Annotated in this window: 25 protein-coding genes; 13 read left to right on the forward strand and 12 right to left on the reverse strand. The window is 68.4% G+C overall.

From position 1 onward, the window contains the following. The first annotated feature begins 49 nt into the window (after positions 1–49). Positions 50–1,384: a nicotinate phosphoribosyltransferase gene (locus AB0P21_RS11030; protein WP_363695630.1), complete on the forward strand. Its 1,335-nt coding sequence runs from the start codon at positions 50–52 to the stop codon at positions 1,382–1,384. Positions 1,385–2,108: 724 nt separating this feature from the next. On the opposite strand, the gene AB0P21_RS11035 is transcribed toward AB0P21_RS11030, so the two are convergent. Then, on the reverse strand, positions 2,109–3,377 hold the full coding sequence (locus AB0P21_RS11035; protein ID WP_363695632.1) for a D-arabinono-1,4-lactone oxidase: 1,269 nt from the start codon (positions 3,375–3,377) through the stop codon (positions 2,109–2,111). Between the two features lie 24 nt (positions 3,378–3,401). Between AB0P21_RS11035 and AB0P21_RS11040 the strand changes: the two genes are divergently transcribed. From AB0P21_RS11040 to AB0P21_RS11055, 4 genes are all read left to right on the forward strand, one after another. Beyond that, positions 3,402–4,217: an inositol monophosphatase family protein gene (locus AB0P21_RS11040; protein ID WP_363695634.1), complete on the forward strand. Its 816-nt coding sequence runs from the start codon at positions 3,402–3,404 to the stop codon at positions 4,215–4,217. 38 nt (positions 4,218–4,255) lie between these two features. Then, a complete protein-coding gene (locus tag AB0P21_RS11045; RefSeq protein ID WP_363695635.1) occupies positions 4,256–5,287 on the forward strand; it encodes a hypothetical protein in 1,032 nt (343 codons plus the stop codon). A gap of 87 nt (positions 5,288–5,374) precedes the next feature. After that, positions 5,375–6,262, forward strand: coding sequence for a phosphatase PAP2 family protein (locus AB0P21_RS11050; RefSeq protein ID WP_363695636.1), 888 nt, complete (start codon positions 5,375–5,377; stop codon positions 6,260–6,262). Next, positions 6,259–7,275, forward strand: coding sequence for a YdcF family protein (locus tag AB0P21_RS11055; RefSeq protein WP_363695637.1), 1,017 nt, complete (start codon positions 6,259–6,261; stop codon positions 7,273–7,275). Before AB0P21_RS11050 ends, AB0P21_RS11055 begins: the two co-directional genes overlap by 4 nt. On the opposite strand, the gene AB0P21_RS11060 is transcribed toward AB0P21_RS11055, so the two are convergent. Further along, the gene (locus tag AB0P21_RS11060) at positions 7,272–8,030 is read right to left on the reverse strand and encodes a sulfite exporter TauE/SafE family protein (protein ID WP_363695639.1); all 759 of its coding nucleotides are present in this window, start codon (positions 8,028–8,030) and stop codon (positions 7,272–7,274) included. The two genes, AB0P21_RS11055 and AB0P21_RS11060, sit on opposite strands and share 4 nt — an antisense overlap. Next, a complete protein-coding gene (locus AB0P21_RS11065; RefSeq protein ID WP_363695641.1) occupies positions 8,027–8,755 on the reverse strand; it encodes a FadR/GntR family transcriptional regulator in 729 nt (242 codons plus the stop codon). Before AB0P21_RS11065 ends, AB0P21_RS11060 begins: the two co-directional genes overlap by 4 nt. 83 nt (positions 8,756–8,838) lie before the next feature. Between AB0P21_RS11065 and AB0P21_RS11070 the strand changes: the two genes are divergently transcribed. From AB0P21_RS11070 to AB0P21_RS11080, 3 genes are read left to right on the forward strand one after another with little or no spacing between them, the layout of a single operon-like run. Continuing rightward, positions 8,839–10,167, forward strand: coding sequence for an SLC13 family permease (locus AB0P21_RS11070; protein ID WP_363695643.1), 1,329 nt, complete (start codon positions 8,839–8,841; stop codon positions 10,165–10,167). Then, positions 10,164–11,306 (forward strand): CoA transferase, encoded by a 1,143-nt coding sequence (locus AB0P21_RS11075; protein ID WP_363695644.1) that lies wholly within the window; start codon positions 10,164–10,166, stop codon positions 11,304–11,306. The genes AB0P21_RS11070 and AB0P21_RS11075 overlap by 4 nt, the downstream gene beginning before the upstream one ends. Beyond that, the gene (locus AB0P21_RS11080; protein WP_363695645.1) at positions 11,303–12,670 is read left to right on the forward strand and encodes a carboxyl transferase domain-containing protein; all 1,368 of its coding nucleotides are present in this window, start codon (positions 11,303–11,305) and stop codon (positions 12,668–12,670) included. Before AB0P21_RS11075 ends, AB0P21_RS11080 begins: the two co-directional genes overlap by 4 nt. A 284-nt stretch (positions 12,671–12,954) precedes the next feature. Here the strand turns inward: AB0P21_RS11080 and AB0P21_RS11085 are convergent, their stop codons facing one another. The 5 genes from AB0P21_RS11085 to AB0P21_RS11105 all read right to left on the reverse strand — a co-directional run bounded on the left by AB0P21_RS11085 (position 12,955) and on the right by AB0P21_RS11105 (position 16,964). After that, the gene (locus AB0P21_RS11085) at positions 12,955–13,719 is read right to left on the reverse strand and encodes a helix-turn-helix transcriptional regulator (protein ID WP_363695647.1); all 765 of its coding nucleotides are present in this window, start codon (positions 13,717–13,719) and stop codon (positions 12,955–12,957) included. 76 nt (positions 13,720–13,795) lie between these two features. Further along, the gene (locus AB0P21_RS11090; protein WP_363695648.1) at positions 13,796–14,392 is read right to left on the reverse strand and encodes a DUF3105 domain-containing protein; all 597 of its coding nucleotides are present in this window, start codon (positions 14,390–14,392) and stop codon (positions 13,796–13,798) included. Continuing rightward, on the reverse strand, positions 14,389–15,672 hold the full coding sequence (locus tag AB0P21_RS11095) for a PqqD family protein (protein ID WP_363695649.1): 1,284 nt from the start codon (positions 15,670–15,672) through the stop codon (positions 14,389–14,391). The genes AB0P21_RS11090 and AB0P21_RS11095 overlap by 4 nt, the downstream gene beginning before the upstream one ends. Next, positions 15,669–16,766: a ThiF family adenylyltransferase gene (locus AB0P21_RS11100; protein WP_363695650.1), complete on the reverse strand. Its 1,098-nt coding sequence runs from the start codon at positions 16,764–16,766 to the stop codon at positions 15,669–15,671. The genes AB0P21_RS11095 and AB0P21_RS11100 overlap by 4 nt, the downstream gene beginning before the upstream one ends. Before the next feature lie 66 nt (positions 16,767–16,832). Beyond that, positions 16,833–16,964 (reverse strand): hypothetical protein, encoded by a 132-nt coding sequence (locus AB0P21_RS11105; protein WP_363695651.1) that lies wholly within the window; start codon positions 16,962–16,964, stop codon positions 16,833–16,835. Between the two features lie 396 nt (positions 16,965–17,360). Between AB0P21_RS11105 and AB0P21_RS11110 the strand changes: the two genes are divergently transcribed. Then, the gene (locus AB0P21_RS11110) at positions 17,361–17,774 is read left to right on the forward strand and encodes a hypothetical protein (RefSeq protein WP_363695652.1); all 414 of its coding nucleotides are present in this window, start codon (positions 17,361–17,363) and stop codon (positions 17,772–17,774) included. Positions 17,775–17,850: 76 nt separating this feature from the next. Here AB0P21_RS11110 and AB0P21_RS11115 read toward each other — a convergent pair whose 3' ends face one another. Next, positions 17,851–18,609, reverse strand: coding sequence for an AIM24 family protein (locus AB0P21_RS11115; protein WP_363695653.1), 759 nt, complete (start codon positions 18,607–18,609; stop codon positions 17,851–17,853). Positions 18,610–18,758: 149 nt separating this feature from the next. On the opposite strand from AB0P21_RS11115, the gene AB0P21_RS11120 reads away from it, so the two are divergent. Continuing rightward, positions 18,759–20,420, forward strand: coding sequence for a hypothetical protein (locus AB0P21_RS11120; protein WP_363695654.1), 1,662 nt, complete (start codon positions 18,759–18,761; stop codon positions 20,418–20,420). A gap of 14 nt (positions 20,421–20,434) precedes the next feature. On the opposite strand, the gene AB0P21_RS11125 is transcribed toward AB0P21_RS11120, so the two are convergent. Then, positions 20,435–21,775: a SidA/IucD/PvdA family monooxygenase gene (locus AB0P21_RS11125; protein ID WP_363695655.1), complete on the reverse strand. Its 1,341-nt coding sequence runs from the start codon at positions 21,773–21,775 to the stop codon at positions 20,435–20,437. Positions 21,776–21,898: 123 nt separating this feature from the next. Between AB0P21_RS11125 and AB0P21_RS11130 the strand changes: the two genes are divergently transcribed. Together AB0P21_RS11130 and AB0P21_RS11135 are read left to right on the forward strand one after the other, a co-directional pair. After that, positions 21,899–22,477, forward strand: a complete 579-nt coding sequence (locus tag AB0P21_RS11130) for a nicotinamidase (RefSeq protein ID WP_363695657.1) — start codon at positions 21,899–21,901, stop codon at positions 22,475–22,477. Between the two features lie 6 nt (positions 22,478–22,483). Continuing rightward, on the forward strand, positions 22,484–23,044 hold the full coding sequence (locus tag AB0P21_RS11135) for an ATP-binding protein (protein ID WP_363695659.1): 561 nt from the start codon (positions 22,484–22,486) through the stop codon (positions 23,042–23,044). Between the two features lie 59 nt (positions 23,045–23,103). On the opposite strand, the gene AB0P21_RS11140 is transcribed toward AB0P21_RS11135, so the two are convergent. After that, positions 23,104–23,697, reverse strand: coding sequence for a malectin domain-containing carbohydrate-binding protein (locus AB0P21_RS11140; RefSeq protein ID WP_363695660.1), 594 nt, complete (start codon positions 23,695–23,697; stop codon positions 23,104–23,106). Between the two features lie 154 nt (positions 23,698–23,851). Beyond that, positions 23,852–24,565, reverse strand: a complete 714-nt coding sequence (locus tag AB0P21_RS11145) for a TetR/AcrR family transcriptional regulator (protein WP_363695662.1) — start codon at positions 24,563–24,565, stop codon at positions 23,852–23,854. A gap of 94 nt (positions 24,566–24,659) precedes the next feature. On the opposite strand from AB0P21_RS11145, the gene AB0P21_RS11150 reads away from it, so the two are divergent. After that, positions 24,660–25,676: an amidohydrolase family protein gene (locus tag AB0P21_RS11150; protein ID WP_363695663.1), complete on the forward strand. Its 1,017-nt coding sequence runs from the start codon at positions 24,660–24,662 to the stop codon at positions 25,674–25,676. Positions 25,677–25,722 lie beyond the last annotated feature (46 nt).

Raw genomic sequence — 25,722 nt, forward strand, 5'->3', positions numbered from 1 at the left:
TTGGCCATTCTCTCCATGTTCGGATCCGGCGGCGCAATAGGCTGCCCCTGTGAACGCTACGACAGCCTTGCTGACCGACCACTACGAGCTGACCATGCTGCAGGCCAGCCTGGCCGACGGCACGGCCCATCGCCGCTCGGTTTTCGAGCTGTTCGCCCGCCGCTTGCCCGACGGCCGCCGGTACGGCGTGGTCGCGGGCGTGAACCGGCTGCTGGACGCGCTGGAGCAGTTCCGGTTCGACGAGCAGACGATCGCCTTCCTGGCCGATCGTGGCATCGTCGACCAGGCTACCCGCGACTGGCTGGCCGACTACCGGTTCAGCGGCGAGATCGCCGGCTACGCCGACGGGGAGATCTTCTTCCCCGGCTCCCCGGTGCTGGTGGTCGAGTCCAGCTTCGCCGAGGCGGTGCTGCTGGAAACCGTCTTCCTGTCGATCCTGAACCACGACTCCGCGGTCGCCTCGGCGGCGTCCCGGATGACCTGGTGGGCCGGCGGCCGGCCGTGTATCGAGATGGGCTCGCGGCGGACCCACGAGGAGGCCGCGGTCGCGTCCGCGCTGGCGGCGTACATCGCGGGCTTCGCCACCACCTCCAACCTGGAGGCGGCCCGCCGGTACGGCATCCCGAGCGCCGGTACGGCGGCGCACTCGTTCACCCTGCTGCACGACTCCGAGCGGGACGCGTTCGTCTCCCAGGTGGATGCCCTCGGCAAGGGAACGACGCTGCTGGTGGACACCTACGACCTGACCGAAGCGGTCCGCACCGCGATCGAGGTGACCGGTACCGAACTCGGCGCCGTCCGGCTCGACTCCGGCGACCTGCCGTCGCTGGCCGGCCAGGTCCGCGAACAGCTCGACGCGCTCGGCGCCACCAAGACCCGGGTGATCGTGACCAGCGACCTCGACGAGTACCAGATCGCCGCCCTCGCGCCCGCCTCGGTCGACGGCTACGGCGTCGGCACCTCCCTGGTAACCGGCAGCGGTTACCCGACCTGCGGCTTCGTCTACAAACTCGTCGCCCGCGAGGACGCCTCCGGCACCATGGTCCCGGTCGCCAAGAAGAGCCCCGACAAGATCTCGATCGGCGGCCGCAAGTACGCGCTCCGCCGCCGCAGCGCCGCCGGCGTCGCCGAGGTCGAACTCGTCGGCGTCGGCGAACGCCCGGTCGACGACGGCGACGACCGCGAACTCCTCAAACCACTCGTCGAAGCCGGCAAGATCATCGGCCGCACCACCCCCGCCGAGTCCCAGGCCCACCACCTGAAGGTCCGCGACGAACTCCCCCGCAGCGCCAGCCAACTCAGCCGCGGCGAGCCCGCCATCCCCACCGACTACATCGGCGACATCCAGTCCCGAAACCCCTTCGCCCAACGCAGCAACATCTGAGCCCAGGCGCAGATCTCCCTGCTCCTGCCGCCTACCTGCGCATCCTCGGCAGACGAATCGTCGACAGATATGCCCCATCTGCTCACGATTCGTCCGTTGACATGGGTGTGCCGATCAGGAGACCGTCGGGCTCCGACTTCCTGTTCGGCAAGCGAGGTGGCGCCCAGCGCCACGACCCTTGGCGGATGGCTGTGTGTGCAGACGTTGCGCCACCGGTCCAAGCAGACCGGTTGATCCGCATCGCAGGCTTGCCCGCGTCAGCATCCAGGCGCAAGCGAGGTGGCGCCCAGCGCCACGAGCCCTCTGGCGGGCGGACCTGCCCGAACACACACAGCACCCGCTCCAAGCAGACCCGCCGATCCGCATCGCAGGCTTACCCGCGTCAGCATCCAGGCGCAAGCGAGGTGGCGCCCAGCGCCACGAGCCCTCCGGCGGGCGGACCTGCCCGAACACACACAGCACCCGCTCCAAGCAGACCCGCCGATCCGCATCGCAGGCTTACCCGCGTCAGCATCCAAGCGCAAGCGAGGTGGCGCCCAGCGCCACGAGCCCTCCGGCTGGCGACCGTGGGTGAGCAGGCTCGACACCACCGCTTCAAACAGATCTCCGGACAGGCGGAGATCGCAGCACCAGCAAACGGAGACGGACGCGCCCACCGCACCCCTCGCGGGTTTGGGTGGGCACGCCGCTCAAGCTGCAACGTGAGTACGGGTGGGGCAAAGACCTAAGGCAGATAGGTATTCAGGTAGTCGTTGCGGAACTTGCCATCCGGGTCGTACTTCGCCGCCAGTTCGATGAAGTCAGGCACCTTCGGATAGCACTCACGCAGCGCCGCCGCGTCGGCGGTGAAGACCTTCCCCCAGTGCGGCCGAGCCCCCAACGGCATCAACGCTTCCTCCAGCGCAGCCACCACAGGCCGGACAGCAGTCTCATCCTGGATCCAGGTGAAGTGCAGAGCCACCGAGTCGCGACCCTGGCTCGGGCTCAGCCACAGCTCATCAGCCGCGATCGTCCGGACCTCCGAAATCTGCATCACCGGCGCCATCACTTGACCCAACGACCGCAGCACCTCGAAAGCCTCCGCAGCAGCAGCGCGCGGCACGAAGTACTCCGACTGCAGCTCCTCGCCATTACTCGGGGTGAACTCCAGCCGGAAGTGCGGCAGCCGCTCGTTCCACGGCCCAGCGACGCCGCCCTGCAGGGTGGCGAAGTCGGCCGGCATCGCCTTGATCGGATGCCGCCCACCATCAGCGAGATGCCCACCCATCCAGTCAGGCTCGTACGGCGTACCGGCGTGCAGCTTGCGCCAGATCATCACGTCCGGGTCGACCCAGTCGGTGAAGGCGCTGACGCTGTAGGCGCTCGCGAAGATCTCCTCGAAGTCCGCGCCGAGCCGCTCCACCGGTACGCCGTCGTACACGACCTGGCTGATGTCGAACGTCGGCTGGGTATCGAGCTGCAGCTCGACCGTCACGCCGAGCGCGCCGAGCGAGATCACCGAGCCGAGGAAGTCGGCGTCGCCGCGGCTGAGCGTGACCAGCTCACCGTCGGCCGCGATGAACGTGATGCTGCTGACGGCGGCCGCGAGCGGGCGGTTGGTGTCACCCGAGCCGTGTGTCCCGGTCGAGCAGGCGCCCGCCACCGAGATGTGCGGCAACGAGCCGAGGTTGTGCAGCGCCCGGCCCTCGTCCTGCAGCGCCCCCGTCACTTCGCCGTACCGGAGGCCGGCCGAGATCGTCACGGTGTCGTCGCCGAGGTCGATCGCCGCGATCCGGGGCAGGCCGGCGACCGAGACCAGCGTGCCGTCGGTGTCCGCGATCCGGTTGAACGAGTGCCCACTGCCCAGCACCCGGACGTGATCGGAGAGCCGCACCAGCTCCTGTAGTTCCGGCACTGTCCGTGGTGTCCGGACCTCCGCCGAAAAGGTGACATTGCCTGCCCAGTTCTTCGCCATCTGCCCCACGCCCTCCAGTAGTCCCCCGCAGCTTTGCATATCGTGTCGGATATTTTGAGGCCCATGCCCTCCGACGCTGAGCTCATCACGCTGTCCCAAGACCTGGCCGCCACCGCCGCCGAGGCGGCCCGGCTGGTCGCCGACGACCTGCGGGCCGCGTTCCGGGCCGGGATGGACGTCGAGTTCAAGCGGGACAAGCACGACCCGGTCACCGTGCATGACCGGCGGGCCGAGGAAGCCATCTCCGAGCTGCTGACCAAGCGCTTCCCCGACAGCACCATCGTCGGCGAGGAGGACGGCGAGCACGAGGGCCAGGGCGAGGTCACCTGGTACGTCGACCCGATCGACGGTACGGCGAACTTCGCCCGCGGCCTGGCCTTCTTCTGTACGTCGATCGGCGCGGTGCTCGACGGCAAGATCGTGGCCGGCGCGATCCTGGACCCGATGGCGGGCAACCTGTTCACCGCCGACCTGTCCGGCGCCTGGCTCAACGCCAACCCGCTGCGCTCGTCCGGTCCCCGCGAGGAGGCCGAGGCAACCATTCTGACCGGCTACCCGAGTGCCCGCGACGTGGCGAACCACGGTGCCGAGGGCCTGGCCTCCTTCGGTGAACTCGTCACGGCGTACGGAACGCTGCGAAGGCCAGGCAGCGCCGCCCTCAGCCTCGCGCACGTCGCGGCCGGCTGGGTCGACGCGACGGTCGGCTTCTCGATCAACGCGTGGGACATCTGCGCCGGTGAGTTCCTGGTCCAGCAGGCCGGCGCCACCTACCTCGCCTTCGGCGGCGAACCAGGCTGGAACCAGCCGAACTACGCCGCCTACAGCCCGGATCTCGACCCCAAGGCGCTCAAGAACTTCCTGGCTGACCTCCAGCAGTAGCTAGTGTCTGGGGCACGCCCATTCGAGAGGAATACATCTTGCGTTTCCCCAAGACCCGTCTCACCAAGACCACCGCCCTGGGACTTGCCGCAGTACTGGCCGGAGGCGGAGCCGCCATCGTCGCGGTCAACGGGTCGGACAGTTCGCAGGCCACCACCCAGACCCCGGCCACCGTGGTTGACCAGGCTGCTGCTCAGCAGGCGGCCGCTGCTGCCAGGGCGATCAGCTGCAGCACCACGGTCGGCGGCAAGCACGACTACGACGGCCCGTCCGCCTCGAAGGTGTACGACAACCGGTTCAAGAAGAGCGCTGCCATCCCGAGCCTCGGCACCCACACGCCGCAGGGCATCGGCACCTGGTCGAACTGGGACGGCAAGAAGGACCTGCTGCTGATCGCCTCCTACCGCACGGGTTCGCGGGCGCAGATCATCGGCATCGACCCGGCCACCAACAAGACGGTCGGCGTGGTCGCGATCGACGCCACCCACGCCGGCGGGATCGCCGTCAGCAACGGCTGGGCGTTCGTGCAGGGCAGCACCAAGGGCATCCGCAAGTACAAGCTGTCCACCCTGAAGGCCGCGCTGAAGAAGGCCGGTACGCCGTACATCAAGCCGGTCGGCCCGGAGCGCAAGGTCTACGGCGCCTCCTTCCTGACCAGCTACGGCAGCTACCTGTGGTCGGGGAACTTCAACGACAAGGGCCGCGACAAGATGTACCAGTACCGGGTCAACAGCAACGGCTCGCTGACCACGCTCAAGACGGCCTGGGAGATCCCGACCAAGACCCAGGGCCTGATGGTCACCGGCACGCACTTCATCTTCAGCACGTCGTACGGCCGGGACAAGCGCAGCAACCTGTACTCCGTCCGCCGCGGCCAGCCTGATCTCGACAAGGCCAAGCTGTACTGCTTCCGGGCGCCGAGCATGACCGAGGGCATCACCGGCTACGGCGGTAACGCGTACCTGGTCTACGAGTCCGGCTCGCACCTGTACCGCGGTGACAAGAAGACCCTGAACGTGATCCCGAACTTGCACAAGGCAACGATCAAGTCGCTCACCGGCCTGGCCTGACACCCGCTCCCAAATCCCCGATCGGCGGCCGGGCGCGTGGTTTGATGACCAGCGCCCGGCCTCTCGGTGACCAAGGAGCTACTCGAAGTGATCTCGTTCCGGCGCTGGCCGCTGACCGCCGGAGCCGCAGCCCTCGCTGCCGTCGCCGTCTACCTCCTCGCCGTCTGGACCGCTCCCGGCCAGGAGCTGGAGAACGCCGTACTGCGCGGCGCCGACGAGTCGTACAACCGCAGCGAGGCCCTCACCGCGGATGACGCCCTCGCGCAGATCACCGTCTACTCCCTCGCCGCCGCCTGCCTGCTGATCGCCGTGGTCGCGCTGGTCCGCCGGCGGCTGGACCTGATGATCGCGGCGGTCGGCGTGATCGTCGGCGGGCAGGTGGTGACGCAGAGCCTCAAGCGGTTCATCCTGGTCCGGCCCGACCTGGTCGAGGTGGTCGGTCACTACAAGGGCAACAGCCTGCCGAGCGGGCACACCACGATCGCGATGACCGTCCTGTTCGCCGCCCTGATCGTCGTGCCGTACCGGTGGCGCGGGCTGACCTTGTTCTTCGTCCTGCCCTGGGCGACCGGCATCGGCGCGTACACCATGGCGGCGAAGTGGCACCGGTTGTCGGACACGCTCGCGGCCGACGCGATCGCGCTGGCGCTGGCCTGTTGCGCCTCGTGGTGGCTGGCCCGGCGAGGCGTAGTACGGGAGCGAGTGGGCAGGCGCTACGTTCCGCGGGTGATCTTCGTCGTCCTGGTCTGCATCGGAGCCGCCGTCAGCCTCGCGCTCGGCGCGCTGCTCTGGATCGTGCCGATCGCCCAGGAGGGACTGCACACCTCGACCCGGGACAACACCTGGACGCTGTACCTCGGCGGCACCTCGCTCGCCACCGCCGGATCGGCGATCACCGCGCTGATCTTCTGGGCGACCTGGCGGCGGCTGGAGGCCGAAGCGCCCGCCGAGCAGCAGGCCGAGGTGGCGGCATGAACACCTGGGTGATCGTCCCGTTCGGGATCGCCGGATTCTGGTTCCTGCTCTTCCTGATCACCTGGATCCGGGAGCGACGGGTGCTGCGCAACGGCGTGTTCCTGGTGCTGACCATCCTGTTCGCCGGGATCGGCTCGGTGTTCCTGATCGACTCGGTCTACGAGCCTGCCGCGAACGTCCTCGTCTTCGCCGTCCTGGTGGCGGTCCCGCTGACCATCTTCGTGCTCGCGATCGTGCTGACCGCCAACGGCGTGACGATGTGGAAGCGCGAAGGCCGCCGGCCCGCGAACCTGTTGTCGCTGCTGGCCGGGCTCGGCATCATCGGGTTCGTCGGGTTCAGCGTGATCGTGGAGCAACTGGAGTCGCCGGCGCTGGAGACGATCCGGGAGACGCTGATCGCGGCGCTGACCTACATCTCGTTCCTGTTCGTCTGCTTCCTGGCCTACTCGTTCGTCTACGCCCGGGTCCGGTTCTTCCGCAAGGTCGGCTTCATCGTCGTCCTCGGTTCCGGTATCCGCGGCACCCGGGTCCCGCCGCTGCTGGCCAGCCGGCTCGACAAGGCGCACGCCGTCTGGCAGAAGGAACGCGCGAAGGGCCGGTCGCCGCAGTTGATCACCTCTGGCGGCCAAGGCCCCGACGAGGAGATCCCGGAGTCGCACGCGATGGCGACCTACCTGGTCGATCGCGGCGTGCCGGCCGACCAGATCCTGCTCGAGGACGAGTCGAGATCGACCTTCGAGAACCTCACCTTCAGCCGCCGCATCATGGCCGGCCTGAACCCGAAGTACCGGTGTGTGATCGTCACCAACAACTACCACGCGCTGCGCGCCGCCTTCACCGCCCGCAAGGCGAAAGTCAACGGCCAGGTGCTCGGCGCCCCGACCGCTGCCTACTTCTGGCCGAGCGCCACCATCCGTGAGTTCGTCGCCGTGGTGGCCGAGCACAAATGGGTCAACGGCATCATCCTCGGCCTGATCTTCCTGGGCGGCTTCCTCAGGGCCGCCACCAGCTAGAGCATGGTGACGGCGGCCGTGATGCCGGCCAGCACGATCAGGATGCGCAGCAGGGTCGGCGGCAGCAGCCGGCCGATGTGCGAGCCGGTGTAGCCGCCGACGAGCGAGCCGGCCGCGAGCAGGCCGACCGCCGTCCAGTTGAGGTCGGCAACAAAGACGAAGATCAGGCCGGCGACCAGGTTGGCAGCCAGGATCGCCAACGTTTTCAGGGCGTTGACGACCCGCAGCTCCAGGTCGAGACCGAGGCTCAGCACCGCCATCATCATCACGCCGGAGCCGGCGCCGAAGTACCCGCCGTAGACGCCGGTGAGGGCGGCGAAGAACGTGGTCGCGGGCGACAGCGCAGTACGGGGTCCGTGGTCGTCGGGCTTGCGGGAGCGGAGCCAGCGAGAGATCCAGGGCTGGGCGCCGACCAGCAAGCAGGTGAAAAGGATCAGCCACGGCACGATCGACTCGAAGACGCTCGATGGCAGGGCCAGCAGAAGTACCGCGCCGCCGACCGAGCCGACAGCACAGGTAATCACCACGAACCAGGTCACCTTGGGTTGCTCGCGCAACTCCCGTCGATAGCCGAGCGATCCACCGAGCCCGGCCGGGATCAGGCCCAGAGTGTTCGACGCGTTCGCCACTACGGGCGGGATGCCGAGTGCGATCAGCACCGGAAAGCTCACCAGCGAAGCAACTCCGACAGTCGAGGTCAGCAACCCCGCGCCGAGTCCGGCCCCGATAATCGCGAGCTGCTCAAGCCCCGTCACAGCTGTCCACGCGCCGGCCCGTCATGGCCCGGCTCGCGGAGCAGCGCGACATCGCTGACCAGCAAGACGTGTTCGTGCATCGCGATGGCGGCGGCGGTGCCATCGCCGGCGACGATGGCATCGGCGATCCGCTGGTGGCCGGCCAACGACTCGCGGGGCCTCCCGGGCTGCGAGAGCGACTCGAGCCGGGTCTCCTTGATCAGGTCCTCCAGCGCGGCCATCATCTGCGCGAGCAACTCCGATCGTGCCGCCCGCGTGACAGCTCCATGGAACAACTCGTCGCCCTCGACGCCACGCCCGCCGGCCGCGATGTCCCGCTCCATCTCCTCCAGCGCGGCGCGGATGGCCGCCAGATCAGCATCAGTACGCCGTACTGCGGCCAGCGCGGCGAGCTTCGACTCCAGTGCGTCCCGTGCCTCGATGATCTCGGGCAGCCGGTCCGCGTGCGCCCGAATCGCGTCGATCACCGCGCCGGTCCGGGCCCGATCGGTCAGCACGGTCCCGTCGCCGTGCCGGACCATCACCACCCCGATCACCTCCAGCGCCACCAGCGCCTGGCTCAGCGTGGCCCGGCTGACTCCTAGCCGGACGGCGAGTTCTCGCTCGGGCGGCAGCCGGTCGCCGGCCCGTAGACCGTTCTCCGCGATCCAGCCGGTGATCTGCTCTGCGACCTGCTCATAGAGCCTGGTGCGCAGTACCGGACGGGGAAAACGGTCGTCTGCCATACCAGGAAGCTTATTGACAATTGGGTCATTGAGCTATTGGCTAGGCCAGTGATCCACCCCGCCCCGGAGTAAGGAATCTCACCATGGGACCAGAATGGGTAGCGATCCTCGCCCTCGTCGCGCTCTTCGTGATGGGCACGCTGCTTCCGATCAACATGGGCGCGCTCGCGTACGTCGCGGCGTGGCTCGTCGGGATGTACTCGCTGAAACTGAGCGAGAAGGAGATCCTCGCCGGAGTCAGCGGTGACCTGGTCCTGACCCTGATCGGTGTCACCTATCTGTTCGCGATAGCGAAGAACAACGGCACGGTCGATCTGATCGTCAGCAGCGCGGTGAAGGCCGTTCGTGGCCGGGTCGCGCTGATCCCCTGGGTGATGTTCGCCGTCACCGCCCTGCTGACCGCGATCGGCGCCGCCAGCCCGGCCGCCTGCGCGATCATCGGGCCGATCGCGCTCGGCTTCGCCGGCCGGTACAAGATCAACCCGTTGATGATGGGCATGTTCGTCGTGCACGGCGCCCAGGGCGGCGGCTTCTCGCCGATCAGCATCTATGGCACGATCACCAACTCGGTGATGGAGCAGAACAACCTGCCGTCCAGCGAGCTGACCGTCTTCCTGGCCAGCCTCGCCGTCAACCTGGTGATGGCGGCGATCCTCTTCGTGCTGCTCGGCGGCCGCAAACTGATCGCGCTGCGCGCCGACCCGAACGATCCGGACACGCTGGCCGACGACCTGCACCGCGGTGGTGCGACCGTCCCCGCGCGGGGCATGGGCGCCTCGGCGCCGACTGGCACCCAGGCTCTCGGCGTACGGCGGGATCAGGTGCTGACGCTGATCGCCTTCGTCGGGGTCGCCGTGGTCGCGCTGGTCTTCGACAAGAACATCGGCTTCGTCTCCATCACGGCGGCCGTCGTGCTGGCGACCCTCAAGCCCAAGGAGCACAAGGACGCCGTCAAGCAGATCGCCTGGCCGACCGTCCTGCTGGTCGCCGGCGTCAGCACCTACGCCGCGATCCTGACCAAGGCCGGCTCGCCGGAGTTCGTCGGCAAGTGGGCGGCGGGTCTCGGCGCTGTGGCAATCGGCGCGCTGATCCTCTGTTACGTCGGCGGGGTGGTCTCGGCCTTCGCCTCCTCGACCGCGCTGCTGCCGGTGATCATCCCGATCGCCGTCCCGCTGATCGCCAACGGCGGGATCAGCGCCGGCTTCTTCGTCGCGGCGCTGGCGGTCGCGTCCACGATCGTGGACGTCAGCCCGTTCTCGACCAACGGCGCGCTGATGCTGGCGAACCGGCCGGACTCGATCACGGAACCCGTGTACTACAAGCAGATTCTCGTCTACAGCACCATCGTGGTCGTGGTCGGGCCCCTGCTGGTCTGGGCCGCGCTGGTGCTGCCGGGCTGGGGTCACCGATGAGCGGACCGCTCGACGGAGTCCTCGTGGTCGACCTGTCCCGCGCCCTGGCGGGTCCGCACGCGACGATGATGCTCGGCGACCTGGGCGCGCGGGTGATCAAGGTCGAAGCACCCGGATCAGGCGACGACACCCGCGGGTGGGGGCCGCCGTTCGTGGGCGGGGAGTCGACGTACTTCCTGTCGGCCAACCGCAACAAGGAGTCGATCGCGCTCGACCTCAAGGCTCCGGCCGATCACGAGTTGCTGCTGCGGCTGGTCGATCGGGCCGACGTGCTGGTGGAGAACTTTCGCACCGGCGTACTGGAGCGGCTCGGGCTCGGCATCGATGCGCTGCGCGTGCGGAACCCACGGCTCGTGGTCCTGTCGATCACCGGTTTCGGGCACGACGGGCCTGAGGGTGGGCGCGCCGGGTACGACCAGATCGCGCAGGGCGAGGCCGGGTTGATGTCGCTGACCGGATCAGGACCGGACGATCCCCAACGCGTCGGTACGCCGATCGCCGACCTGCTGGCCGGCATGTACGGCGCGTACGGCGTGGTCGCCGCGCTGCACGAACGCGACCGGACCGGAGTCGGCTCCGTCGTGCGTACCTCGCTGCTGGCGGCGGTCGTCGGCGTCCATGCTTTTCAGGGCACCCGCTACACCGTGGCCGGCGAGGTTGGCGTTGCGCAGGGCAACCACCACCCGTCGATCGCGCCGTACGGGTTGTTCCGGTGCGCGGACGGCGCGGTGCAGATCGCCGTCGGGAGCGAGGGCCTGTGGCAACGGTTCTGCACGGCGTTCGGGATTGCCGAGGAAGGGCTCGGGACGAACGCCGAGCGGGTGGCTGCGCGGGAGCGGGTCATCGCGGTGGTGGAGCAGGCTTTCGCGACGTACGAGGCCGAGGCGTTGCTGACGCGGTTGAGCGAGGCGGGGATTCCGGCCGGGAAGGTTCGCCGGCTGGACGAGGTCTATGCCTGGGACCAGACGGCCAGCCAGGGCCTGCTGATCGATGTCGAGCACGCGACGCTCGGCGCGCTGCGGTTGCCCGGGCCGCCGCTGCGGTTCTTCCAGGGCGAGGCGGAGACGACCCCGGGTGAGCATGCTGCTCCCCCGACGCTGGACCAGCACGGCGCGGCGATCCGGGAGTGGTTGGGATGAGCGCGCGCGAGCTGATCGAGGTCGTGCTCGACTCCGGCTCGTTCGAGTCCTGGGACCAGCCGGTCCAGCGCGATCCGTCGTACCGGGATCAACTCGAGGCAGCAGAGCAGCGGGCTGGGACCGATGAGTCCGTGCTCACCGGTCGCGGCCTGATGCGCGGCCGGCCGGTCGCGGTGATAGCCAGCGAGTTCGCCTTCCTCGGCGGCTCGATCGGCCGGGCCGCGGCCGCCCGGATCACCGACGCCGTACTGCGCGCAACGGCCGAGCAACTCCCCATCCTGGCGTCGACCGCATCCGGCGGCACCCGGATGCAGGAAGGCGCTCCGGCGTTCGTCGAGATGGTCCGCATCTCCCGCGCGCTGATGGCCCACAAAGCAGCGGGCCTCCCCTACCTGGTGCATCTGCGGCATCCCACCACCGGCGGGGTCTTCGCCTCCTGGGGTTCACTCGGGCACATCACGGTCGCCGAGCCCGGCGCATTGATCGGTTTCCTCGGCCCGAAGGTCTACGAAGCCTTGTACGACAAGCCTTTCCCGACCGGAGTGCAGACCGCCGAGCACCTCGCGGCGTACGGCGTGATTGACGGCGTCGTCGAAGCTGCCGATCTGCCCGTCCTGCTCGACCGGGCGCTGGCGGTGCTGGTCGATCCGCCGGACGCGCCGACGCTGGAGCGGCGTACCGGGGACCTCGGGAGGGCCAACGGCTGGGACTCCGTACTACGCACGCGGCGCGCCGACCGGGCCGGCGTACGGGACCTGCTCCGGTACGCCGCCACCAGCACCGTCCGGCTGACCGAGCCGGACGCGAGCATGCTCGTCGCGCTGACCCGCCTGGACGGCCGGCCTTGCGTGCTGGTCGGTCAGGATCGCTCGCAGGACAAGCCGATGGGCCCGACGGCGTTGCGCCAAGCACGACGCGGAATGCACCTGGCAGAGGACCTCGGCCTGCCACTGGTCACCGTGATCGACACCCCGGGCGCGGAGCTGTCCGCAGCCGCCGAGGAAGGCGGAGTCGGCGCCGAGATCGCGCAGTGCATCGCCACCCTGGCGACTCTGAAGGTGCCGACCATCTCGGTCCTGCTCGGCCAAGGCACCGGCGGCGGCGCCCTGGCGTTGCTCCCGGCAACTATCGTGATCGCCGCCGAACACGCCTGGCTGGCGCCGCTGCCACCGGAGGGCGCGAGCGCGATCATGTACGGCGACACCGGCCACGCCTCCGAGCTGGCCGCGGCCCAGCGGATCACCTCGACCGAGCTGCGCGCCAACGGCACCGTTCACCACATCGTCCCCGAGCCCGAGGACGACACCCCCGAAGCTCTCACCAAGGCCTTGGCGGCGGAGTGCGCGGAGCATCTCAGCCGCTGAAGCCGACGTCTCGGTTCCGGCCCGGCGGGCGGCTGCTGGGGTGTACGGTTCGGTTAACCACCGGGGACCAGGAGTTCCGCGGCGCAGCAGGCTCTCTGCAGAGCCGGCTCTTCTCAGAGCTCAGGCAGCCCACCGCGACATCCTCACCCCGGGAGAACTCCATGGCGAAGAACAAGGGCGGACGCGAAGTCCGCAAGCCCAAGCAACCGAAGACCGCGAAGGTCAACCCCGGCGACAGCACCATCGTCCCGCCGGGCAAGAAGAGCCGCTAGTGGACCGGGCGCTCACCGTTTCGCGGTGGGCGCCTTCATCCGGGCGTAGCGGACGCCGGCCGCGAACCTGGTCTTGACCTCCAGCACCTCGAGCAGCCGGGACACCTCGTACCGCACGGTGCGCACGCTGATCTGGATCCGCTCGGCGATCTGGTCGTCGGTGCAGCCCTCGCTCAGCTGGTGGGCGATCAGGTGCTGCCGAGGCGTCAGCTCGACCTCGCGGTCGCGCAGTTCGCCCGCCCGGATCGCGGTCTGCCGGACCGCCTTCAGGTACTGCCGGGCCGCGTTGACGGCCTCCGTGCCGTCCATCAGCATCAGGCCGCGCTGCCCGTCGTCGGTGACCGGGCCCTCGACCAGCACCCGCTCGCCGTCGATCAGCTTCATCTGGATCGGCCCGCAGGCGACGTAGTACGGCATCTCCCCGGCGCTGGCGATGAAGTCGGTGACCGCCGACGAGCCGCCACTGGGGTCGAAGAAACTGGTCATCCGGATCCCGGCCGCGACTATCTCGCAGTTCACCCGATGGCTCGGCACGAACGACTGGACGGTCTGGTCCCGGGTCGAGGTGACCGCGATCAGCTCCTCGGCGGCCGAGCACTCGCTGTGCAGCCAGTCCCGCAGGCTCAGATGGTCCTGCCCGAACAGGTGCACCTCGGCATTCGCCGTCCGGCCGCCGGCGGCCCACTCGTCACAGCGCGCCGCGCGGACCAACTGCAGGCGTAGTGAGGCATCCAGGACAGCCTGCCGGCCGGGAAAGCAGAACTCCTCGCGTCCCATCCCCCACCCCCCGTGGTTGGTTGTCGAGGCAGATACTGCCACGCGAAGGTGTCGGACCAGTAGCCGAAGGGTGTCGTCAGTTCTCGTCCTCGGCGAGTGGATGCGGCGGCAGACAGTCGGTCGCGCCGTTGCGCCACTGGTGGTTGTAGCGCCCCGGCACCACCTTGACGAAGTCGAGGATGGCCGCCTCGTCGAGTGCCTCGAGGCGGAGCGACCGCTGCCATCCGCTGAGCGCGATCCCGTGACCGAGTTTCGGGTACGGCGCTACCACCACGTCCCGCGGATACTGCCGACCGAGCCGCTCCAGCTCCTTCACCACGTCAGCCGGTACGTCGTCGGCGTACTGCAGCAACACGTGACCGTGCTCGAGCACGTGCACCTGCAGCTCTTCGGTGATCGGCTTGCGGTAGATGCCCGGCGGGACCACCCGCGGCGAGTGCGGCCCGGAGGTCGGGGGCAGCGACTTGTACGGGTCGTGCTTCTCCCCGTCGTACGCGATGTGGCGCCGGCCTTCGAACGGCTGCGGGGTGCCGGGGACCTGGTCGCAGGCCAGCGCCGGCTCCTTCGCGAACGACCCGAGCAGCACGCCGAAGGCGAGCCCGGACATGGTCAGCACGCTCAGGCCGGTGACGACGATACTGACCAGCAGCCCCCACTTCCGCGCGGTCTTCATGCTGCCACCGGCTCGGCCGCGGCCACCGCTGCCTTGGCCCGGCGGGCCCGGATCCGGTTGCGCAGAGCAACGAACAGCGGCGCGGTCAGGTTCGCCAGGCCGAAGGTGATCAACAGCACGCCCTCCCACCAGTAGAAGCTGAACAGCGGCGCGCCGACCATCACCCCGGAGGCCCAGCCGAGCGTCACCTTGGCGGCCGGCACGATGAAGTTCCAGGCGAACCAGGCCATCCAGACGATGCCGGCCAGGTAGAGCAGCCGGTACCAGCGGGCCACCTTCAGGTCCTTGGCGTCGGCGTCGCGCAGGATCACCTGCTCCTGCGGGGTGAGCTTGCGGATCAGCCGCTTGAGGCCGAGCCGGGTGACCTGGTGCAGGTTCTTGCAGCCGGTCGCGGTGGCCATCACCAGGTACATGTCGGTGCGCAGGTACGCCATCGTCTGGAAGGCGAGCTTGCCGACCTGGCTGAGCACCAGCATCGCGAGGAAGCGGACCAGGTTCGGATTGAGGTCGAGCCAGCCGCGCGAGTAGGCGAACCGCGGTGCGACCGCGGCGAACAGGACGAACGAGTCGAAGGCCATCCCGGCCAGGAACGGGCTGTAGCGCTTGCCCGGCGGCAACGCCCACAGACCGGTCAGGTCGGTCTCCAGTACGACGAAGATGCCGCGGCGCTCCAGCCGCAACTGCGACTTCACCCCGGCGGCCGCGCCGGCGAAGGCGTGCCAGATCTCGTGCACGATCGCCAGGCCCATCACCACCACGTTGGTGATCAGCAGACTGAGCACCAGGTCGCTCACCACGAAGGCGTCCTCGTAGCTGGGCAGCAGCGAGTGGTCGGCGACGAACATCACCCCGGTGGCGACCAGGCAGCCGACGTAGAAGGTCCAGGCGGCCTTGCCGAACAGGGGTTTGACGATCCACGGCGGGATCTTCGAGACCGCCCAGTACTTGACCTTCACCTTCGGGTCGGCCTGCTCGACCTCCCGCTCGACCGCTGCCGCACCGCTCGCCTCGTGCTCGTCCAGGATGCCGGCCTCGACCAGCATCTCGAGGAAGTCGACCACGTCGACCGGCTCGCCGAGCTCCTGCTCCAGGGTGTCGGCGACCTCGGCCACGGTCCGGCCCGCGCTGAGCAGCTCGATCAGCCGGGCACCGGCCTCCGGTACGACGACGAACCGGCCGGTCTCCGGATTGCCGAGAACGTACTCGTCCTCGTCCTCCTGCCGGACCATCAGGTGGCCGACGCTGGGCCGGCTGGTGTCGTCGAGGGCGGCGATCGTCATCGACCCACCCAGCCGCAGGTCTCGCACTTCTCCCCGGTCCGCGGGGTGACGACGTAGTGGTAGGTCAGGTCGGTCAGGCTCAGGTGGAACATCCGGCCGGAAGTGCTGGTCGGGATGCCGGCCAGGTGGTAGACCGCGTCCATCGCCGCCATGTGCCCGGTGAGGTTCGCCGTCGGCGCGATCACCGCGTGACCGTCGAAGGGGAACAGGTCCTCCGGCTCCTGGCCGTACTGCTCCCGGATCACGTCGGTCATGCTGGCCAGGCACTCCTGGCAGCAGGTCGTGCCGGGGATGAAGAGGCCGATGACCGCCATCGGACCGGCGTACTGGGCGAGCATCCAGGGGGTGTTGGTGCGCAGCGCGGCCTCGTTGGTCCACTGGCGGATCAGCTTCTGCGGCTGGTCGGCGCACAGCACGAGCAGGTCGTGGTCCGCCATCAGCGCGGCGACGTCATCGGTGGAGAAGACCTGCTTCTCCTCGCCGGTGACGGTGGCGTGGGAGTTCATCTTGCTCAGCCGCTCGACGGCCACCGGGACCTTGGGCTTGCCCAGGTCGTCCTCGGTATAGAGCAGCTGGCGGGTGAGGTTGCCTGCCTCAACGGTGTCGAAGTCGACGCAGTGCACGGTGCCGACGCCGGCTGCCACGAGTGAGGAGGCAACTGCCGAGCCGGTGCCACCGAGGCCGAGTACTACGACACTGCTGGCCTTCAGGCGGGACTGTACGTCGTACCGGCTGGGTCGTGGGGTCAGATCCACCCACGAGTAGTACGTCGTCGCCCGGTCGTAACGGTCGATCTCTTCCGGACTCAGGTTGGCCGGGATCGGCCCGTCGGCGTCCTCGACGTAGCCGGCCTCGATCAGCGACTGGATCGTGTCGGCGATCTCCTCGGCGGGGAGCTCGGGGCGGTCCGCCCGCAGCGCGGTGACGATCTCGTCGGAGGTGCGGGTGCCGTCCATCAGCCCGAGGAGCTGCCAGCGGTCGCCGTCCTCGTCGTCGATCTCGGCCCCGATTCCGAGCTGCCGGCCGCCGATGTTGATCAGCGTCGGCGTCAGCCGGACGGGTTTGTGGATGCCCTTGATCCGTGGCCGTTGCATCGCTCCCCCTCCTGGTGAAACCGGGACGCGGGCAGTGCCCGCGTCCCGGCCGAGAACCTGGACCGACTAGCCGCAGGTGGCGTCGCGGCAGCCCGGGTTCGTGCCGCCGCCCGGGTCGGTGATGATCAGGGTCGTCTCGAGGTTCTCCAGCTTGCGGACGAGAAGCTTCCTCGGCTCGCGGGTTTCTACCTTCTCCATGACTTCCTCCAGGAACTGGTTGCCATCGCGCTGCGGCGGTACCGCAACGCGATCATTAGAGCACCCAAGGCAACTAATTCCAATACATCCGGAGAAATGCTTTTCCTGACAATCCGTGAGCATTTTCCGAATCAAACGGCCGACTGCCGCCGGCCCCGGATCCCCGCCTGAGAACGCTGCTCAGGCGGCGGATCCGCGTCAATGGGTAATCACTACCCAGATTCATTTCGGCAACCCCCATGAAAGCCGCCGGAATGGCCTTTGAATAACCGAGGTAAACCATTCGGACGCTTCAATCGATCGCTTGCGACCCTGCCTGCCGTCATCCTCGATCCGGTCGAGGGCGGCAAACTAGCCCGGATCAGCAGCGACTCCTACTTTGGGCCGGTCGGGCCGGTGAGCGTGCCGACCACGTTCTCCAACTACTCGGCGACGTTCGGCATCGGCTACGGCAGCTGGCTCAAGTGTCAGGGCAGCGACTGTGTCGGCCTGCGGCAGAAGAACACCGGCTGCCGCTGTGCCGGATCCACCAACGTGGACCGGATCCGCTACCTGGCGGATCTCGCTCCGGCCCGCAACAACGCCTACACCTACTGGTGTGAGTGTCTGGCCCAGGGCAAGCCTTGCTACCGGGCCAACAACCACGTGCAGTCGCTGCTGCAGGTGATCGACGACGATCGCAAGCTGCAGGGCTGGGTCGGCGTCGAGACGTCCACGAGCGTCAATCCGACCACGCTGCAGCCGGACCACGTCTTCAGCAACGCGTACTGGGCTGTCCTCGACATGGTTGCCCCGGCACTGCGTCCCTGATCACTGAGTAGCACTTGGAGCCCGGGTCCGGCTGGCCAGTACTACGGCCAGCCGGGCCCGGCGCCTGTTGCTGGTACTAGCGACCGCCGAGGAGACCCCCGAGTACTCCGGCCACGCCGCCGTCCTGACCCGACTGCTGACCGCCGCCCGTGCCACCCAGGAAGCCGCCGGGCGGCTCCTCCGAGGGCTGGACCACGACGAAGCCCTGACCGGCGAAGCTCATCGTGAAGGCCTCACCAGTGGTCCGGCCGAGCAGCGTGCCGAGACCGAGCTGATCGGCGCGCTGGTACCCCGTCTGCAGGCTGGTCGACCAGCAGACCGCGGCCTGTGGATCGGCGAACGTCGGCTGGTCGACGTTCAGCACGACCGGCGTGCCCTTGCAAGTGATCGCGATCCGGCCCTGGCCGGAGAAGTTGCAGTTGAACAGGCCGGCGTTCGACATCATCCCGGTGCCCTGCACCATCTTGATGTCCCAGCTCAGCGTCGGCTCGAAGGCCAGCACGTTGGCGCCGTTGATGCTCAGCCCGTCGTGCGGCCCGTCCAGATCGATCAGGTAGATGTCCGAGGCCCGGTCGGCGAGGAACACGTCGCCCTGACCGCGCATCTTCATCAACGGGATGCCTTCACCCGTGAGCTTCTGCTTCAGGAACTTGCCGATTCCCCCCGCGCCCTGGGCCTCGAACTGGACGTTGCCCTGGTAGGCGACCATCGCGCCCTGCCGGGCGAAGACCTCGCCTCGCAACTCCACCTTCAGCAGCTTCGAGTTCTGCAGCCGCAGCCCCGCCTGTGCCGACTCCTGCTCCTGGTTGGCCGCGGCGAACAGTTCGCTCCGCATGGTTCCCCCTCCTAGTGGTTTGTCCCGAGCGTAGGTTCGGACGCACCGCCGGCGCATCCGGTGCCACCCTGGTCCACCCCTGTTTCGCCATGACCCCGGCGACACGCGATGCTGGTCCGCGCACGGACCGATCTAGCGGGAGTAGGCCGATGAACGACTACTACACAGAGCGCCGGCAGAACCGTGAGCTGGAAGAGCTCCGGGACCAGATGTCGCAGGCGGCGTCGGAGGCCTCGACGTTGCGCTTCCGGCTGTCCCAGGTGCAGGGCAGCATGGAGACCCGGCTGGAGCGCCTGACCACCGCGTTCAACGCGTTCGTCGAGCTGTCCGACATCCGCTACGACCTGATCGGCTTCGCGGACGCCGCCGAGATCCGCCGGCACGCGGGGCAGGTGCTCGCGGCGCTGGCGTCCGGTGAGACTCCGGCGGCGACGCAACACGACGTACCGGAGTACTGGCTGGGGCTTGCGGTGGAAGCGATTCGCGGGCTCGCCGACGGAGTTCCGGAGCAGACCGCACTGGCCGAGGCGATGCGGCGCGACGAGCTGCGGACCTCGGTCTTCCTCTGTCTCGCGCTCGCCGCGCTGGGCCGGCGGAACGAGGTCCGGACCGAGTGGCTGGAGATTGCCTTCGGCAAGGTTTCCGCCGACGGCACGATCACCCGGGTGCAGCGGGCGCTGTGGACGACGGCCGCCCGCGGTGGGTTCGGGATCGAGGGCCAGAACGCGATCATCAACAAGCTGAAGCTGCCGAGCACGGCCGCGACCCAGCGCTGGGCCGGCAAGATCGTGGAGCGCGCCGAGAAGGTCGCGGTCACCGCCCCGGCCTTCAAGGAGATCGCCAACCAGGCCAAGGCTCGCGCCGATCTCACCCGGCTGCGCAGTGCCGTCGAGGCGATCACCGGCGACACCAGCGTGCTCGAACCGGACCGTGCGCTCGCCTACGCGGCCGGCGACCAGCCTGCCCAGGACAGCGCTGCTGTGAGCAGCCCGGCTCAGGGTGGTGCCGCTCAGGGTGGAGCTGCTCGGGGCAATACCGCTCGGGGCAGTGCCGCGAAGGGCGGCAGCACTTCGGCCGGTACTGCTCAGGGCAGCCTTGACCCGGACAGCACCTCCGCCGTACTGCGCCTGCTGATCTCCGAGGGCAGCGCTCCCGAGCGCGAGCCGCTCGCCCGCGTCGCCGAACTGCGGGCCCAGCTCACCGACGGCAACGCCCCTGGTGGCGGCGCCCTGGACGATCAGGCGGGTGCGATCGACAAGCTGCTCGAGGCGGATCTCGCCAACGCCGACCAGCCGCACCTCGCAGCGGCCGCCCTGCGGATCGTGTCGCCCGGAGTACTGGCTGATGCCGAGACGCTCGCCCAGGCTGCGAGCCAACCCACCCCTGGCCAGGTGAGCGCCGAGATCGAGTGGCGGCCGGTCACGCTGCTGACCGACGGCCCCGAGCGGCTGTCACTGGCATCCGCCGAGGCAGCAATCGCCGCGACCGTGCAGCCGTTGTCGGCTCGGGACCTCCGGGGCCCGATCGCGGCAGCCGTGGTCGGGCTCGTGGTGGCGGTCGGGCTCGGCCTGACCCACCCGCTGTGGATCGCTGTCGGGCTGGTGATCATCGGCTTCGGCGGCTACGGCTACTTGACGGCCCGGCAGAAGCGGGGCGCCGAGCAGGCCGACACCGCCACCCGGATCACCCGGCTGCGGTCCGACTCCGCCGAGGCCTCCGCCCAGCTGGCGGCGTACCAGGGTCAGGACAGCGAGCGCGCCGCGGCCGTCGCCGCCGACCTGGAGGAGCTCAGGAAGCGGCTGACGGTCTAGCTGCGGTCAGGTGATCAGTGCAAGCCGACGACGTCCGGTACGGCGTGCGGCCGGTCGATGTCGGCTACCTGAGCAACCTTGGCGGCGGCGATCGACTCGACGATCTCGCCCGCCCGGATGGCGGTGTTCGACAGCAGCGACGACGCCAGCCCGTGGGTGTGCTCGGTGCCGCCGCCCTGCAGGTAGATGCCGGCCTGCAGCTCGCCAGTGGTCTGCACCCGGTAGTCGCGACCGACCTTGATCCGGCCCTCCTGGTCCCGACGGCACAGCTCGCCGATGTCGCCGAGCAGCGACACCGGGTCGGCCGGACGGTAGCCGGTGCAGTACACGACCACGTCGGCCGGCAGCTCGGTCTTCTGGCCGGTGCTGAGCGACTCGATCGTGACGGTCGTCTCCTGGTCGGACTCGACCAGATCGACCACGCGGGACACGTTGAAGGTGCGCAGCCGCTGGATGCCGAGCACGCGTTCGCGGTACTGGCGGCTGTAGAGCGCCTCGATCAGCTCACCGTCGACCACGGAGTAGTTGGTGTTGCCGTGGTAGTCGAGCACCATCTGCTTGACGTCCTCCGGCGAGGAGTAGAACTCGTCGACCGCGCCGGGATCGAAGACCCGGTTGGCGAACGGGCTGTCGTCGGCCGGGCTGTAGCCGTACCGGGAGAAGACCGCGCACACCTCGGACTGCGGGAAGGTCTCGTGCAGGTAGGCGGTCACCTCGGCCGCGCTCTGCCCGGCGCCGACCACCACGAACCGCCCCGGCGTACGGCCATCGAGCTCCCGCACGCGGGTGAGTAGCTCCTGGTTGTGCCAGACCCGGTCCGACCTGCTGATCCCGGCCGGCAGGTGCGGCGTGAGGCCGACGCCCAGCACCATATTGCGGGTGACGTCGATCGAGGTCCCGCCCTGGCCGGTCGAGGTGACCTCGAAGGCGTCGATCACGCCGTCCGTGCGGAGCGGCCGCACGGACTGGACCTCCCGGTCGTAACGAACCACGTCGGAGACCTTGTCCGCGGCCCACTCGAGGTAGTCGTGGAACTCGATCCGCAGCGGGAACAGCGTCTTGTGGTTGATGAAGTCGATCAGCCGGCCGTTCTGGTGCAGAAAGCTCAGGAAGCTGAACTCGCTGGCCGGATTCCGCAGCGTCACCAGGTCCTTGAGGAACGACACCTGCATCGTCGCGTCCTCGATCAGCATCCCGCGGTGCCACCCGAAACCGGCCTGCCGCTCCAGGAACAGCGCCCGCGGCGAGGCCGCGCCGCGCTCACCCGCCGCGATCGCCAAGGCCAGGTTCGACGGGCCGAACCCGACCCCGATGACGTCGTACACCGGATTCCCCGCCTGTGCCGCCAACCCCACGATGCCAGTCCTCTCCGAAGATCCGATTTAGGTTAGCCTACCCTTCGCGATTCGAGCACGTGCGGGAGTGTCGTCAGCTTGTACGGTGGGGGCTCAAAGACTCTTCTTCGAAGGGGTGCTGTGATGAGCCGGGCGCTGATCGTGGTCGATGTGCAGAACGACTTCTGCGAAGGCGGAAGCCTGGCAGTCAGCGGCGGCGCCGACGTCGCCTTCCGAATCGGCGAACTCCTGCACCGCTGGCACGACGCCGAACCAGCCGACCGCTCCTGGACGTACGTCGTAGCGACCCGGGACCACCACATCGACCCCGGCGACCACTTCTCCGCCACCCCCGACTACGTCAACTCCTGGCCGGTCCACTGCGTAGCCGGCACCGACGGCGTCGGCTTCCACCCCAACCTCGACCCGCAACCCTTCGACGCGATCTTCGACAAGGGCGAGTACGCCGCGGCGTACTCGGGCTTCGAAGGCAAGTGCCACGAAAACGGCCAGCCCCTCGCCGACTGGCTCCGCGAGAAGGGCGTCACCGAGGTCGAGGTCTGCGGAATCGCCACGGACTACTGCGTCCGTGCAACTGCTCTGGACGCCAACCGCGAGGGCTTCGGTACTACGGTCCTGACCGCTCTCACCGCCGGCGTCGCCCCGGCGAGCACCGAGCAAACGCTCGTCGACCTACGCACCGCGGGCATCACCCTCACCTGATTCTCAATGCACCAAGCACAGATCTACCTGCTCGTCGGCCTGCCCGGTGCCGGGAAGACGACTCGCGCCAAGGAGCTGGAACTCAGCGCACCCGCCCTCCGACTGACCCCGGACGAGTGGCAGATCGCCTTGTTCGGCGAGGAAAACCCAGCAGACAAACGCGACCTGGTCGAAGGCAAGCTGATCGAAGCCGGTATGCGAGCCGCCGCGCTCGGTACCGACGTCGTCTTCGATTTCGGCTTCTGGGGCACGGACGAACGCTCCGCCCTCCGCTGGATCGCCCACGCCATTGGCGTGCACAGCCAGGTGATCTACCTGCCGATCGAACCCGAGGAACAACGCAGGCGGACCGTCGACCGTTTCGCGAAGACTCCGGATCAGACGTTCGCGATGAGCGAAGGTGAACTGAAGCAGTGGCGGGCCCAGTTCCAGGCACCCGACGAAGCGGAGCTGCTCGGCGCACAGATTCCGCAAGTCCCGGCAGGCTACGAGACTTGGTCGCACTGGGCGTCGGTGCGCTGGCCGTCCTTACCTGACCAGTACTGCGCGAGCGCGCCGACCCGCTGAAGCCTGACGGGTGAAGGCCCGGCGCGTGGGTGCTCTCGCGCCGGGCCGCCGTGTTCGGCTCAGTCCGTCGGCACGATCACGATCGCGCTCGCCTGCGGCTGATTCTCCTTCCCGCGAAGGAAGTCGATCGAGATGACTCCGCTCGCGTCGACCGTCACCGGGAAGAACTTCTCCACCCCGAAGACCGCACCACCGTCCGCGCCCTTGGCGACCGCCGTGCCGATGATGTCGAAGTCCGTCAGCACCTTCGTGCCGTTGATCGCGACGTCGAAGATCCGCTGTCCGGTGCGGGTGAAGTACCAGTCCTCGAAGTACAGCCGGACCTGATAGTTGCCGGGGGCAAGATCTGTCACCCGGTAGCTCGACTCGAGGTACCGCGCGGTGTGCCAGATGTCAGCGGGGATCGGATGCGTGACGGTCGGTCCCCAGTTGTCGAGAGCGATCCGGCCGGCGGGCTTGGTGTCGACGAGCCCGCCGCCGTTCCCGTAGCTGTCAGGCAGGAACCCGCTTCCGCCCGCACCGGCGAGATCGATCTGCACGGGCGCCGGTACGGCGGACGCGGGCGACGCCGAGAACGCGGCGCTCCCGAGCAAGGCAAAGGTCAAAGCCATCAGAGCGCCGAGCACGACGGCTCTGGATCGACCTCTGGACATGATGCTGTTCATTTCTGTCTCCAGATGAGCTGAGGGGCGGGTCAGTGCGCAGGAGAATGCGCAATTGATCACCTGCCGTACGCAGGAAATGATCAGAGAGCGCTCTCTCAGAGCATAAACAGCTACTGACCTCCCAGCAAGAGCAGGAGTGGGGTCAGCCGTCGGCGGAGAGGCGGTCCAGCCATTCGCCGAGGAGTTGGGTCTCCGAGGCACTGAGTGCGGTCTGGTCAGGCAACGCTGCCCGCAGCGCGCGGGCTGCGCTGGCCGGGCCGTCGCCCTGGACGGCCGGCTTCTCGTTGGTGACGGCAACGACCATCGACTCTCGCATCGCGGTCAACAGAGCAGGGTCGCGTTGGTCCTCGGGTTGCGACAGCCAGGTGAGTACTGCGCCGCGCGCGGTCGCGTGGATGAGGGCGGCCGCGAGTCGCTCGTCGACCCGGAGCCAGCCAGCGGCGGCGAGCCGGCGGATCCGGCCGATCAGGATCTGCATGCCCGCCTGGAAAGCGGCTGACGACGTACCGCGGCGAGGTTCGCCGTACATCAACGCGTAGAGCGCAGGGTTCTCGAGTCCGAACTCGACCGCGAGATCCCAGCCCGCGCGCAGGTCCTCGACCGGGTCACTCGGAGCCGGTACGACCTGCTTCGCGGCCAGGAACTTGGCGTAACCGTGCTCGGCCACTGCCTCCAGCAACTCGTCCATGTCGCCGAAGTGGCGATAGATCGCCGGCGGCTGCACTCCCGCCGCCGAGGCGACTGCCCGGGTGGTGACCGACTCGCGCCCCTCGCGCGCCAGCAGGTCGGAAGCAGCCTCGATCACCCGTTGGCGAACGAGTTCGCGCCCACCGCCGGTGGCATCCACGGTCTCCATGAACCAAAGCTATCAACTTGCTTGAACCACTGCCAGTATCACTGATACCGTCCAAATGATTCCACTGATAATCAGCTAGTTGAGGAGCCCAAAGATGTCAGAGAAGATCCGGATCGTCGGCGTCGAGGAACACGTCGCACTGCCCGTAGTACTCGACGCCTGGGCGAAGGCAGGAGTGCCGCAGACCCCGCAGCTCGGCTTCGGCGACGACGTGATCGCGCGCCGGCTCCGCGACACCGGCGAGCAGCGGCTCGCGAAGATGGACGATCAGGGCCTGGACGTCGCAGTACTCTCGCTCGCCACCCCCGGAGTACAGAACCTCACCGCCGCGACCGCCCTCAGCGTCGCCCGCGAGGCGAACGATGCCCTGGCCGAGATCGTCAGCAGCAACCCGCAACGATTCCAGGCCTTCGCCGCGATCCCGACCCCGGATCCCGAAGCCGCTGCCGGCGAGCTGGAACGCGCTGTCACCCAACTCGGCTTCCGCGGCGCGATGCTCTACGGACGCACCGGAGACAAGCCGGCCGACGCACCGGAGTACGACGATCTCTACGCGACGGCAGCACGCCTTCAAGTCCCGCTGCACTTCCACCCGCAGATCCCGGTGAAGCCGGTCATTGACGCCTACTACTCGGGATTAGGTGCCGTCGGCATGGGTCTGGCCACCGCCGGACTGGGCTGGTACTACGACCTCGGGGTCCAGTACCTGCGGATGATCTTCACCGGCGTCTTCGACCGCAATCCCGACCTTCAGGTGATCGCCGGCCACTGGGGCGAGGTCATCCTCTTCTACCTCGACCATACCGGCGTCATCGCTCCCAACACCGACCTCCAGCGCCCCCTCGCCGACTACTTCCGGCAGAACTTCTGGGTAGCCGGCAGCGGCACCGTCAGCGAGCGCTACATGCGCTGGACCGCAGAGGTCGTGGGGACCGACCGGATGCTGTACTCCACCGACTACCCGTACACGTACGGGACGAGGCCCGACGACTTCCCCTTCCTCGACACCAGCCGCGGAGTCGCCCGCAGCTTCCTCGAGAACGCGCCCTTCACCGACCAGGAAAAGGTTGCGATAGGCAACGGCAACTGGGAGCGCCTGACCGGCCGGTGAGCTGGGATCAGGCTTCGCTTGCAAGCCGGTCGGCTCTGGGTTTGGA

The organism is Kribbella sp. NPDC056861, assembly GCF_040687575.1.
GTDB lineage: Bacteria > Actinomycetota > Actinomycetes > Propionibacteriales > Kribbellaceae > Kribbella.